15 protein-coding genes are annotated in these 12,517 nt (G+C 54.2%); 8 read left to right on the forward strand and 7 right to left on the reverse strand.

The genetic code is table 11. From position 1 onward, the window contains the following. Positions 1–36 precede the first annotated feature (36 nt). The 4 genes from IPM31_16435 to sufC all read right to left on the reverse strand — a co-directional run bounded on the left by IPM31_16435 (position 37) and on the right by sufC (position 4,278). Positions 37–585 (reverse strand): hypothetical protein, encoded by a 549-nt coding sequence (locus tag IPM31_16435; GenBank protein MBK9008564.1) that lies wholly within the window; start codon positions 583–585, stop codon positions 37–39. Positions 586–600: 15 nt separating this feature from the next. Next, on the reverse strand, positions 601–1,941 hold the full coding sequence (gene sufD, locus IPM31_16440) for a Fe-S cluster assembly protein SufD (protein MBK9008565.1): 1,341 nt from the start codon (positions 1,939–1,941) through the stop codon (positions 601–603). Between the two features lie 66 nt (positions 1,942–2,007). Beyond that, positions 2,008–3,417 (reverse strand): Fe-S cluster assembly protein SufB, encoded by a 1,410-nt coding sequence (sufB, locus tag IPM31_16445; GenBank protein ID MBK9008566.1) that lies wholly within the window; start codon positions 3,415–3,417, stop codon positions 2,008–2,010. An 87-nt stretch (positions 3,418–3,504) separates the two neighbouring features. Then, positions 3,505–4,278, reverse strand: coding sequence for a Fe-S cluster assembly ATPase SufC (gene sufC / locus IPM31_16450; GenBank protein MBK9008567.1), 774 nt, complete (start codon positions 4,276–4,278; stop codon positions 3,505–3,507). A gap of 189 nt (positions 4,279–4,467) precedes the next feature. On the opposite strand from sufC, the gene IPM31_16455 reads away from it, so the two are divergent. Together IPM31_16455 and IPM31_16460 are read left to right on the forward strand one after the other, a co-directional pair. Continuing rightward, the gene (locus tag IPM31_16455) at positions 4,468–5,088 is read left to right on the forward strand and encodes a winged helix-turn-helix transcriptional regulator (GenBank protein ID MBK9008568.1); all 621 of its coding nucleotides are present in this window, start codon (positions 4,468–4,470) and stop codon (positions 5,086–5,088) included. Positions 5,089–5,143: 55 nt separating this feature from the next. Beyond that, positions 5,144–5,491 (forward strand): DUF59 domain-containing protein, encoded by a 348-nt coding sequence (locus IPM31_16460; protein MBK9008569.1) that lies wholly within the window; start codon positions 5,144–5,146, stop codon positions 5,489–5,491. 215 nt (positions 5,492–5,706) lie between these two features. Here the strand turns inward: IPM31_16460 and IPM31_16465 are convergent, their stop codons facing one another. Next, complete coding sequence (locus IPM31_16465; GenBank protein ID MBK9008570.1) at positions 5,707–6,186, reverse strand: peptidylprolyl isomerase; 480 nt, start codon at positions 6,184–6,186, stop codon at positions 5,707–5,709. Between the two features lie 394 nt (positions 6,187–6,580). Here IPM31_16465 and IPM31_16470 point away from each other — a divergent pair, with 394 nt between their 5' ends. From IPM31_16470 to IPM31_16480, 3 genes are all read left to right on the forward strand, one after another. After that, positions 6,581–7,399: a YwiC-like family protein gene (locus IPM31_16470; GenBank protein MBK9008571.1), complete on the forward strand. Its 819-nt coding sequence runs from the start codon at positions 6,581–6,583 to the stop codon at positions 7,397–7,399. 105 nt (positions 7,400–7,504) lie between these two features. Continuing rightward, complete coding sequence (locus IPM31_16475; protein ID MBK9008572.1) at positions 7,505–7,744, forward strand: DUF2007 domain-containing protein; 240 nt, start codon at positions 7,505–7,507, stop codon at positions 7,742–7,744. Next, positions 7,741–8,892 carry an acyl-CoA dehydrogenase family protein gene (locus IPM31_16480; GenBank protein ID MBK9008573.1) on the forward strand — a complete coding sequence of 384 codons (1,152 nt, stop codon included), beginning with the start codon at positions 7,741–7,743 and terminating at the stop codon, positions 8,890–8,892. The genes IPM31_16475 and IPM31_16480 overlap by 4 nt, the downstream gene beginning before the upstream one ends. Positions 8,893–8,986: 94 nt before the next feature. On the opposite strand, the gene IPM31_16485 is transcribed toward IPM31_16480, so the two are convergent. Further along, positions 8,987–10,006 carry a hypothetical protein gene (locus IPM31_16485; protein ID MBK9008574.1) on the reverse strand — a complete coding sequence of 340 codons (1,020 nt, stop codon included), beginning with the start codon at positions 10,004–10,006 and terminating at the stop codon, positions 8,987–8,989. Between the two features lie 163 nt (positions 10,007–10,169). On the opposite strand from IPM31_16485, the gene IPM31_16490 reads away from it, so the two are divergent. The 3 genes from IPM31_16490 (at position 10,170) to folK (ending at position 11,795) form a co-directional block, all read left to right on the forward strand. Further along, positions 10,170–10,898: an SDR family oxidoreductase gene (locus tag IPM31_16490; GenBank protein MBK9008575.1), complete on the forward strand. Its 729-nt coding sequence runs from the start codon at positions 10,170–10,172 to the stop codon at positions 10,896–10,898. A gap of 68 nt (positions 10,899–10,966) precedes the next feature. Then, positions 10,967–11,323 carry a dihydroneopterin aldolase gene (folB, locus tag IPM31_16495; protein ID MBK9008576.1) on the forward strand — a complete coding sequence of 119 codons (357 nt, stop codon included), beginning with the start codon at positions 10,967–10,969 and terminating at the stop codon, positions 11,321–11,323. Then, positions 11,316–11,795: a 2-amino-4-hydroxy-6-hydroxymethyldihydropteridine diphosphokinase gene (folK, locus tag IPM31_16500; protein MBK9008577.1), complete on the forward strand. Its 480-nt coding sequence runs from the start codon at positions 11,316–11,318 to the stop codon at positions 11,793–11,795. The genes folB and folK overlap by 8 nt, the downstream gene beginning before the upstream one ends. 39 nt (positions 11,796–11,834) lie before the next feature. Here the strand turns inward: folK and folE are convergent, their stop codons facing one another. Continuing rightward, the gene (gene folE / locus IPM31_16505) at positions 11,835–12,455 is read right to left on the reverse strand and encodes a GTP cyclohydrolase I FolE (GenBank protein MBK9008578.1); all 621 of its coding nucleotides are present in this window, start codon (positions 12,453–12,455) and stop codon (positions 11,835–11,837) included. Positions 12,456–12,517: the final 62 nt, after the last annotated feature.

The following is a 12,517-nucleotide window of genomic DNA, read 5'->3' on the forward strand; positions in this document are numbered from 1 at the left end:
GTGCGTGTCTATTTGTCTACGTATATACGTGAATTCCTAATAATCTGGAATAAATTTTTCTTCGCGCTTCGCCGATTTCTTGCCCGGCACCGGTCGCATGTGTTCGGAGGTCAGCGGATACCACAGGATGCGGTCGGGAACCATCCAGCCGTCGGTGAGATACACGTTGGAGCGGAACTGCACCGCGACGAGTTTGTTGTCCACCTGCACCACAACGCCCTGGATCCAGCCGCGAATTCGCTCGCGATTCTTTTCGTGGTCGCAAAACACTTCCACCTTATCGCCCACTTGAAAGTTATGCGCCAAACCGGGCGGCTTCATATAATTGTATTGAGGCAAGCGCAGTCCCTTCGACAATCGCCGTCCGTCACGCGATAAGATGTCTGGAGATGCAACCTTGTTCACCACGCGCACTTTCGTAGAGGTTGACGCCTTCGGTTTCGCAGACAAGTTTTTCGCGCGAGACAAAACAATCGATTTTGGCTTAATAATCGCCACTGTCGCTTTTTTCTCAGCAACCGCCTTCTTCTTTAACTTTGGCTGGGTTTTCGATCTTGCAACTGTTTTTGTTTTCAACTTTGTCATGGTTTTCTGGTTTCCTTATGCCATTTTATCCGCTATATACTGCTGAAACCGCTCCCGCACGCCTTCGAACGGGATGCGCTGGAAGATCGGGTCGAAGAATCCCTCGACGACAATTTTCTCCGCTTCGTTTTGCGGGATGCCGCGCGACTTCAAATAGAATAACGGCTCGGCTTCCAGCTTGCCAACGGTCGCGCCGTGCGTACAGCGCACATCGTCGGCGAGAATTTCCAAGCCGGGGATCGAGTCGGCGCGCGCCCCTTCGCTCAACACGAGATTGCGATTCGCTTGATAGCCGTCGGTCTTTTGCGCGCCGGGCGCCACGTAGATCATGCCCTGCCACACCGAGCGGCTCTTGCCTTTGAGCGCGCCCTTGAACAGCAGGTCGCTGGTGGTGTGCGGCGCGAAATGATTCTGTTGCGTGTCGTGATCGAGATGCTGGTTGCCATCGGTAAAATAAAAACCCGACATGCGTCCCTGCGCGCCTTCGCCAGCCAGATCGAGTTCGGAGAAATTTTTTGTAAGGCGCGAACCGATCGCGCCGAAGATCCAATCGAGATTGCCGCCGCGTTCGACGCGCGCGCGCTCGTGACTGAAATTCCACACGTGACGTCCCCACGATTGCAGTTCGACAAATTTGAACGTGGCATCTTGCATCACCTGGATTTCGACGATTCCCGCGTGCAGTGAATTTGATCCAGTTTCGTCGGGCGACGCCGCCTCGTGGACATACGTCACGGACGCGCCTTCGTCCACAAGGACGAGGATGTGCGAGATGTGAGCCAAGTCTGCGCCGGGACCCCACAACACGGAGTGAAGCGGTTCGTCCACGGTCACGCCTTTGGGGACGTACAACACAACTCCGTTTTGCGCGAACGCGCCAGCCAACGCGGAAAATTTCCCTTCCTCAACGTTGACGGTCTTGCCGAACATTTTCGCAAGCAGTTCAGGATGTTTTTCTTCCGCAGTTTTCAAGTCAGTGAAAATGACGCCCTTCTTTGCGATCTTTTCATCCAACTCGATCTTTGAGCCGCCGGGCAACAAAACGATCTGTCCGCCGTGTTGATCGGCAACCAGAGGACGAAGCAGATCTTCGCGGACGGGAGGCAAATCGTCGAACGCGCCATCCTTCGGCAGGACGAATTTATCGGCGGGGAGCGCGTGAATATCCGTGCGGCGCCATGCCTCTTCGGTCGTTAGGGGGAGAGAATGTTTCCTAAAGGCGGACCAGGCTGAGGTCCGATAAGAAGCGACTGCCCCTTGTCCCATGCGAATATCAGATTCGGCGAATGCAAAATCCTTCGCGGCAGAATCCGCGCGTCTAGTTTTTGAAATTACTACTTTTGGTTTTTCTTGCATGTGAATTCCTCAAGTCGAAAGTCAAAGGTCGAAGGTCTGGCTTTTGACTTTCGACCTTAGACTAATTTATCCGATCGACCCTTCCATCTGCAATGCGATGAGGCGGTTCATTTCGACGGCGTATTCCATCGGCAGTTCTTTGACGAGCGGCTCGATGAAACCAGAGACGACCATGGTGGTGGCTTCTTCCTCGCTGAGACCGCGCGACATGAGATAGAAGAGCTGCTCCTCGCCCACTTTGCTGACCGAGGCTTCGTGACCGATGGTCACATCGTCTTCGTCAATTTCAATGTATGGATACGTGTCGGAGCGCGATTTGGGATCGAGCAGAAGCGCGTCGCACACCACGTTCGATTTGACGCCCTTCGCGCCTTTGTGCACTTTGAGCAGACCGCGATACGAAGCGCGTCCGCCAGACTTTGAAATTGATTTGGATGTCACCTTGCTGGAGGTGTTCGGCGCGAAGTGAACCATCTTCGAACCCGCGTCCTGCGTTTGACCGGGACCTGCGAACGCCATCGAAAGCATTTCGCCATGCGCGCCCGGTTCCATGAGGTAGCATGAGGGATATTTCATCGTGACCTTCGAGCCGATGTTGGCATCCACCCATTCATGCGTGGCGTCAGCGAAGACCTTGGCGCGTTGGGTCACAAGGTTGTACACATTCGTTGACCAGTTTTGCACGGTCGAATAGCGCGAGCGCGCGCCTTTTTTGACGATGATCTCGATCACGCCGGAGTGGAAGGAATCGGTGGTGTACTGGGGCGCTGTGCAACCCTCAACGTAATGCACCGACGCCCCTTCGTCCACAATGATGAGCGTGCGTTCGAACTGTCCGACGTTCGCCGTGTTCAAACGGAAATATGCCTGCAACGGCAGATCCACTTTGACGCCTTTCGGCACGTAGACGAACGATCCGCCCGACCAGACCGCGCTGTTCAACGCGGCAAACTTGTTATCTTCAATTGGAATCACTGTCCCGAAATATTCACGGAACAGATCGGGATATTGCTTCAAGCCGTCTTCGATCGAAAGGAAGATGACGCCTTGCTTTTCGAGATGTTCCTGAATCGAGTGATAAACCATCTCCGATTCGTATTGCGCGCCGACGCCCGCTAAAAATTTCCGCTCCGCTTCGGGGATGCCCAGTTTGTCGAACGTCCGCTTAATGTCATCGGGAACATCGTCCCATGATTTTTCGCTCTTCTCCGTCGGCTTGACGTAGTAGTAGATATTATCGAGGTCCAACTCTGCGAGAGTCGGTCCCCAGTTCGGCATGGGACGCTTCATGAAATGTTCGAGCGCTTTCAAGCGGAAGTCGAGCATCCATTGCGGCTCTTGCTTCATACGCGAAATGTTTTCCACCACGGCGCGGGAGAGTCCGCGTTCCGATTTGAACACGTAATTATCGTCGCGGTCGTGGAAGCCGTATTTATATTGTCCAATATCTTCAAGCAGTTGCGCATCTTCAGACATAGTATCTCCAATTTGTCAGCCACAGAGAGCACAGAGACTCTGAGAAAAGATTTAAAACTCATCTTTCTCAGTGGGCTCTGTGGCTAATTATGCGGCGACTTCTTCGTGTTTCTCGCGCACCCAATCGTAACCTTGCTCTTCAAGATGCAACGCGAGGTCGGGTCCGCCCGATTCGACGATACGCCCGTCCAGCATGATGTGGACGAAGTGCGGTTTGATGTAATTCAGCAAACGTTGATAGTGTGTGATGACCAGCACGCCGAGTTCGGATCCGCTCAGGGCGTTGACTCCCTCCGCCACGATGCGCAGAGCATCGATGTCCAGACCCGAATCGGTTTCATCCAAAATGGCGATCACGGGCTTCAAGGTTGCCATCTGCAAAATTTCGGCGCGTTTCTTTTCTCCGCCCGAGAAGCCGTCGTTGAGGTAGCGGCCCGCAAAATTCTGATCCATTTTCAACATGGACATTTTTTCTTTGAGCAGTTTGCGGAACTCGGGAATCGGCATGCCCTTGTCTTCGGGATTCTCCGCGCGTCGGCGGGCATTGATGGCTGTCCGCAAAAAGTTGGCGACGGTGACGCCGGGGATGGCAACCGGATACTGGAACGCGAGGAAGATGCCGAGGCGCGAGCGCTCATCGGGTTCGAGTTCCAACACATTTTGTCCTTTGAAAATGATCTCGCCTTGTGTGACGGTGTAATTGGGATGCCCCATCAATGTGTATGCCAATGTGGACTTCCCCGTTCCGTTCGGTCCCATAATGGCGTGGATCTCGCCCTGGTTGACAGTGAGCGAAAGCCCTTTGAGAATTTCCTTGTCTTCGATGCTCACGTGCAGATTCTTGATTTCGAGTTGCGACATGCGTGATTTGCTCCTGAGATGATTCACTGTCCCGCGGGTTTCTGTTGAAAAAATGACCCTGCCACATACCTGCGGGGCGCTTATAGTGCCGGTCGGCGGCATTATAGCAGGGCTGGAGCGAAAAGTCAATATTTATGATATTTTTCTAGTATATTGACAATACAAAAGCAGACGGTTATACTCCGCCACATGAAAAGCACGAAGGACAAGATTCTCCAAACCTTACTTCGCAAGCCGAAGATCACGATCAACGAGATTGCGGAGGCTGTGGGCATCAACGCTATTTCCGTGCGCCATCATCTGTCGAATCTTGAAAAGGAAGGGCTCATTACCGCTGAAGAAGAGCGTCACGGCGTAGGGCGCCCGCGTCTGATGTATTCACTCACCGAAGATGGCATGGAGCGCTTCCCCACCAAATACCTGCGCTTGACAACCAAATTACTGGCGCAGATGAAAGAATCCATGCCGGCGCCAACCGTGGCAAAATTATTCAGCCAGGTTGCGGAAGGAATGGCAAGCGATTATTCAGAGCAGGTGAAAGGCATGAGCATGGAAGCCCGGCTGGAGTTTCTAAAAGAGACGCTCGCCCAGGAAGGCTTTACTGTGGAATGGGAGAAGAAGGGTAAGGAATACCAGATCCACGAAATTTCATGCCCTTATTATCAGATTGGCATTGCCCATCCGGAAGTGTGCGCGGTAGACCAGACCTTGATCTCAAAAATGCTTGCCCTGCCCGCCCAAAAGGTACAATGTGTGTTGGACGGCGGCCCGCATTGCACGTATGTGGTGAATGTAGGCAGTAAAAATTAACTTCAAAAACCTCGCAAGTCTCGAAGACCTGTGAGGTCTACAACAACGAGGAAATATGACCGAAGAAACCGTCAACGAAATCCAATGGACGATCCACCAGACTAATCCTGAGCTAGTTCAACCTGCCCGCGCGAGCCTCTCCGAGGTGATCGACCCGGAGATCGGGATGCACATCATCCAACTGGGATTGGTGCGCGACATTTCCATCGAAAACGGCGTTGCCCACGTGAAAATGATCCTTACCACCCCGTTCTGCCCGTACGGTCCCGCCATGATCGAAATGACCAAAGCCAAAGCCATGGAAGGACTCAACATGCCTGTCACCATCGAAATGGGCATGGACATGTGGGACTTCTCGATGATGGAAGATCCCTCCGCGTTGGACTGGGGAATGTACGCGTAGTTCGCTCGTCTGGTAGTCAAGTTGTCATTTCTCTACCGTACATGAAAGCTTTTTACCGCAAAGCACGCTAAGGTCGCCAAGTTAAAAAGGTTTTCTTTGCGTTCTTTGCGGGTGTCGCATGGCGCCATGGCGACACTTAGCCGTGCAAATGTATGGTAGAAAGGTTGTTATAAAAAGACGCCGTCCGTAAGGGCGGCGTCTTTTCTCTTCACCTTTCATTTCTCAGTGATCGTAATCGTCTCGATCACATCGGCAGGGACGCCGGAACCCGGCTCCGTGCGCGTAATACCGTTGACCACATCCATGCCCTCGATCACTTGCCCAAAAATCGTATGCAAACCGTTCAGCCATTCGGCTGGTCCGAATGTGATAAAAAACTGACTACCGTTCGTGTTCGGACCCGAATTCGCCATGGCGAGCAGTCCGGCCTTGTCAAACACAAGATCGTCGCGGATCTCATCCTCGAAAGAATAGCCGGGATCGCCTGTCCCATCCCCGAACGGGTCGCCGCCCTGCGCCATGAAGCCGTCGATCACGCGATGGAACGTCAAGCCGTTATAAAAACCTTCACGGGCGAGGAATACAAAATTATTCACGGTCACTGGCGCTTTGTCTGCAAAGAGCTCAGCCACAAACTCGCCGCCATTTTGCATCTTGAACGCGGCAAAATACTTTGCGGATGGGTCAATGGTCATTTCGGGAGGCGACGCATATTGCATGATCTGAACCCGCTCCGCCTGTTGCGTCGGACGGTTTCGCACAAAAACAAAAACCAACCCCACAACCACCAGAAAAACGATCGCAAGACCGACCCGTTGAACGGTCTGCTCCGATTGTTTTGCCTGCAACGCTCTTTCGCGCTCGTCGATCTTCTTCTTGTTTGCCATATCTGCTTTTCTCCTAATTCCTGTCGGGATATTTGAAGTGGCGAAACAAGTGTGCAAAAACCATCTTTGCCACAGAGAACACCGAGACCGCAGTGAAAAACTCAAATTCTCTGTGGACTCTGTGACTGTACACACCCAAATAACCACTCCCGGGATATTTCCGACGATTCTAGCATACTCATTACCGAATATAATGGGAACCATGCAACCATACGCCTTCAAAAAACATATCACCATACCTCAAGATCACGGCTCGTGGGTCTTCATCCTCAGCCCATTACTGATCGGCATCTTTGCCGGGAACACCTTCAACTACGGCTCCTTCAACCTGATCGTCGCGGCAATGGCGGCGTTCATGCTCCGCCAGCCCACAACCGTGCTGGTTAAAATTCTCGCGGCTCGCCGCCCGGATAGCGAACTACCCGTTGCGCGGTTCTGGCTCGCCCTCTATTCAGCCATCGCCCTGGTATCGGTCATCGCCCTCGTCCTTGAAGGTTTCTACTTCATCCTGTATCTGGCGGTTCCGGGCGCGTTCGTCTTTGGCTGGCATTTATGGCTGGTGCGCAATCGCGATGAAAGAAAACAGGTCGGCGTCGAGATTATCGCCACAGGCGTGCTATCGCTAACCGCGCCCGCCGCCTATTGGATCGGTGTCGGACGATACGACCCCGCAGGCTGGTGGTTATGGATCCTTGTGTGGTTTCAATCCGCGGCAAGCATTATCCACGCCTACATGCGACTCGACCAACGCGTCTTGAAAGCGATGCCCACTCGCAACGAATCGTGGAAGATGGGATTCCGCGCCGCGCTCTACACCACCTTCAACCTCGCTTCCACCCTGACGTTAGGCTTGCTCGGCTTTCTCCCCAGCCTTCTCTTCCTCCCCTACCTCTTACAATGGAGCGAGACCATCTGGGGAATCTTTTTCCCCGCCGTGGGATGGAAACCCACCCGCATCGGCGTTCGCCAGTTGATCGTTTCCATTTTGTGGACAGTATTGTTTATTCTTGTGTGGAGGTGATGTGACCCGCGCTTTCATACCCGGAACGCGGTTTTTTCCGCGCGATTTGCCGAATACGCCGAACTCGTCAGGAAGATGCTCATGCGTCAACGGAGATGAACTTAGATGAGCCAATCAAACCTGGAATTGCTCGCTGAAATTCAAGGTCGCTGGCAGGCGGATATCATTAAAGGATACCTTGCCCTGCATGGGATCGATGCCCACCTCGCGCAGGAGGCGATCGGTCAACTGATTCCCACAAACTTGGACATCTTTGGACGCGTGGAAATTTTTGTGGCAAACGAAGATCTGGACACTGCCCGAACTTTAATGGAAACTTATTTTGATAACATGGAGGCGAAATGAATTTCGATTTGACCGAGGAACAGACGCTCTGGCGCAAGACCGTTCATGAGTTTGTGGCGAAGGAAGTGCAACCCAAAGCCCAGGAAGTGGACGCGACCAGTGAATTCAACTGGGAGGCAACGCGCAAGATGGGTCCGCTGGGGTTGCTGGGGTTGAACATTCCCGAAGCGTACGGCGGCGCGGGCGTGGATTCGATCAGCGCGGCGATCGCACTGGAGGAATTGGGTTGGGGGTGTGGATCAACCGCACTGGCGATTGCGGCGCATAACGGTCTCGGCACAACTCCGATCGTGCTGTTCGGAAGCGAATTGATGAAATCAAAATGGCTGGCTCTCGTATCCAGCGGAAAAAATAAGCTCGCCGCGTTGTCGCTCACCGAACCGGGCGCGGGCTCCGATCTACAGGGAGGCGTGATCACGAAAGCCGTCAAAGATGGGAACGAGTGGGTGATCAACGGCGCGAAGATGTGGTGCACGAACGCGTCCATCGCTGAGTACATCGTCACGCTCGTCCGCACGGATGCGAAAGGCGGCTCGCGTTCGTTGAGTCAAATTTTGGTGCCGACGAGTTCGCCGGGGTTGAAGATCGGTCGCGCCGAGAAAAAGATGGGACTGCGCGGCTCCCCCACCCATGCCGTGACGTATGAAGATGTGCGCGTGCCGCTCGATCATTTGGTGGGCGAAGAAGGCAAGGGATTGCAACAAACGTTGTCGATACTCGATGGCGGGCGCGTGGGCATTGCGGCAATTTCAATTGGGCTGGCGCAAGCCGCGTTCGAGTATGCGGTCAGTTACGCCCGCGAACGCAAAGCCTTTGGCAAGCCCATCGCCGAGCAACAAGCCATCCAATGGATGCTGGCAGATGCGGCGACCGAGATCGAACTCGCCCGCACAATGTTGTACAAAGCCGCATGGCTCAAAGAGCAGGGACGCAACTTCAACAAGGAAGCCGCCATGGCAAAGATGTTTGCCACTGAAATGGCGGAACGCGTCTGCCGTAATGCGATCCAAATTCACGGCGGCTACGGCTACTCGAGCGAATATCCCGTTGAAAGAATTTATCGAGACGCGAGGTTGATGACGATCGGCGAGGGGACGAGCGAGATTCAACGGTTAGTGATCGCGCGGCATGTGTTGGCGAGCGAATAGACAGAGAGACGGTCACAAGCGACCGTCTCTCTGTCTATATGGGCATGGTTGATATAAGGCGAATACTGTCGCGTCAAGAACTTCCCAGTAGCGCCTATGCGCCGTTCCTCGCCGCAATGGGACCCAGATACGACTCCAGCAACGCGTCCATCTGCTCCAGCGACTCGCACACGAACAGCATCGGGTTGAAGGCGTAGACCGTCTTCGGGATGCGGGCGATGGTCTCGATGTCGAACGGCGCGATGATGACCTCGCCGCCGAAGATACCCTCCTGCTCGATGCCCAAACTCTGATACAGCGACAACACCACGTTCCAGCCTGCGTCGGCGGAGGACATCTGTCCCTTTTGGTGGAGCGCGTTCACCCCGTCTATGATGCGGAACAATTTATTCTTGTTCGCCATAAACTGGTGATGCACCTGCTTGTACACATCGTGAGTAAAGTCAATCACGTTATCGCGCCCGAGGCGGTAGAACTCCATGATGGTGCGCGTCAACTCTTTGCGACCTGAGATGATCCCCGCGCCGAAGACCTTGAAGCGGTTATCCTGCACGACGAGTCCGAACTCCGTGCTGTACCACGCCAGACGTTTGATCACCTCGCGCTCTTCTTGAGTCGCTTTCATGTAGGCAGGCGCAAATTTATCTTCGATGCGCGCATAAAACTCCTGCGTCAAGAACGGCAGATGCCCAAAGATGTCATGGAACATATCTGGCTCAGGCGTAAATTCCATTTGGTCGCGCGTGCGCAAATAATCGGTGATGAGGAACACGCGGTTGGCAAATTTTTTATACCAATCGTCCGCCATCGTGTAACGCACCACCGTCCGCTCGATGCGCCAGCCCGAACGCGGCGTGATGTTCCCATTCAAATGCGCCACCGTCGAAATGCCGCGCGGGTCGAGTTGCAGAAATCCCATCCCCTTCTTCCATTCGTCGCAGATATGCTCAACAAGATACGGCTGATGCACGCCCGCGTATAAGTCCGCCCAAATGGCGTGCTGCTCGGCGGAAAAACTGATCTCCTGATTTTCGCTCGAATATTCTTTGGTTGGGTCAACGTGTTGTTCGGCAATATCCCCCGTGTAAACTGTTGAGGTTTGATTGGTAGCCATTGGTTCACCTTTCTTGATCGATGAAGGAGTCGGCTTGCGACGAAAATATATCACCGCCAAACATGAGCGTCAAGTTTCGCCCGTACCGCAAAGTTCACTTTGCGCGTTCTTGATGCAGTACAACTCCTCAAGATCGTAGTCAATCTGGATTACAATCTCTCTCATGCCCGATCAGCCTCTCAAAAATAAAACCGTCCTCATCACTGGCGCGGCTCGCCGCCTCGGGCGGATGTTCGCACTGGCGTGCGCGCAAGCGGGCGCGGATGTCGTCATCCATCACGCGCACTCGCAAGCGGATGCTGAATCGTTACGCGACGAAATCACGCGACTCGGTGGACGCGCGTGGATTGTTCAAGCGGACTTAAACGATTCAACTCAGACGGGCGACCTGATTCGGCTTGTCAACGAATCCACGCCTCTGCATTTTCTCGTCAACAGCGCCGCGATCTTCGAGTCACTCACGTTCGATTCAACCACGCTGGATGATTGGAACCGTCACCTCGCCCTCAACCTCACCGCGCCTTTCCTCCTCAGCCAAGCCTTCGCCCGTCAAGCAGACGAAGGCGCGCGCATCGTCAACATCCTCGACTGGCGCGCCCTGCGCCCCGCCGCGGACCACTTCCCCTACACCGTGAGCAAGTCCGCGCTCGCGGCGATGACCAAGTCCATGGCGGTTGCCCTCGCGCCGAAGATCACGGTCAATGGACTTGCGCTCGGCGCCATCATCCCTCCCGCCGATGGAAACGCCTCGCCCGACATCACGAAAAATATCCCCATGAAACGCTGGGCAAAAGAAAATGAAGTGGAACAAGCCTTGCTGTTCCTGCTCACCTCCCCCACGTTCATCACAGGCGAGATCATTCATGTGGATGGCGGAAGACATTTGGTATAGTCGTAGTGGCGACTTCAGTCGCCCACGCAGAACGACTAAAGTCGTTACTACATTCAAAGGAAATCCCCATGGACAAAGTCATCATCAAAAACCTGCTCGCCCGCGGCATCATCGGCGTCAACGACTGGGAACGCAGCCGCGCCCAAAATATCTTGATCAACCTCACCCTCTTCACCGACACGCATCGCGCGGCGGAGACCGATCACATCAACGATTGCGCGGATTACAGCAAGATGTCGAAGAAAGTGATGGCGCACGCCGAAAGCGTACAGCGTCTCACCGTGGAAGCGCTCGCCAACGATCTGGCGAAGCTCTGCCTTGAGGATGCGAACGTGCAAAAAGTCATCGTCCGCGTGGAGAAGCCAGGCGCGGTGCGCTTTGCCGAATCGGTGGGCGTGGAGATCGAACGTAGCCGCGATGAATGAACTCCACCTCGCGTATTTGAGTCTGGGGTCGAATATCGAGCCTGAGGTCAACTTGCCGAAGGCGGTGAAATTATTATCAAAACGCGGGGAGGTCGAAAAAATTTCAAGCACGTGGGAGACAGAACCCGTCGGCGGCGAGGGTGGAAATTATTTGAACGCGTGTTTGTCCTACAAAACAACACTCGCGCATGATGAATTGAAGACCACGATTCTTCATCTCATCGAATCAAGCCTTGGACGCAAACGCACGCAAGACAAAAATGCGCCTCGAACCATTGACATTGACATCGTCTTGTTCGACGACGAGATCGTCGGCGGACGCTGGCTCTCGCAATTGTTCGTCGTTGTGCCGCTGGCAGAAATTTATCCCGACTTTCAAAACCCCACCTCTCATGAAAGCATCGCAGAAACAGCGACGCGCCTCCGCCGTGAATTTTGGACGGAGACGCGTCGGGATGTGTTGCTAGGCTGACGAGGGCGAACCAGCCCGCCCTGCGAACGAAGCGCGGCGTCAGAACTGAATCGGTTTTGCTCCGCGGCTGATGTTATCCAAAAATTCCTGCCGCGTCGCCAGGCTCGCGCGGAACGATCCGTGCATCGCGGAAGTCGTCATGCGCGCGTCGTGCTTCTTCACGCCGCGCATCATCGCGCACAAGTGCATCGCTTCGACGACGACCGCCACGCCTTGCGGCTCAAGCGTTTTTTGGATGAAGTCCGCGATCTGGCGCGTCATGCGTTCTTGAATTTGCAAACGACGCGCGTACATATCCACGATGCGCGGAATTTTCGACAAGCCGATCACTTTGCCCTTGGGGATGTACGCGACGTGCGCGCGGCCGATGAACGGCAGCATGTGATGCTCGCATAAACTGTAAAATTCGATGTCGCGCACGATGACCATTTCGTCGTAGGCGATGTTGAACAACGCGCCGTTGATGATTCGCTCAGGCTCGGCCGTGTAGCCGCTCAACAATTCGGTATACATCCGCGCCACGCGGTCGGGCGTGTTTTTCAATCCTTCGCGTTCGGGGTCCTCGCCCACCGCTTCGATCAACTCGCGGATGATGCGGCTAATGGTTTCTATGTTAATCTTGCTTTCGCTTGCTTCGTTCGATTCCTCGTCAGACTCCATGCTCGCTCCTTGAACATTCAGCCCGACAATGTTTGCCGGGCTGATGATTTTTTTCTTTCGTC

The organism is Candidatus Defluviilinea gracilis (assembly GCA_016716235.1).
GTDB lineage: Bacteria > Chloroflexota > Anaerolineae > Anaerolineales > Villigracilaceae > Defluviilinea > Defluviilinea gracilis.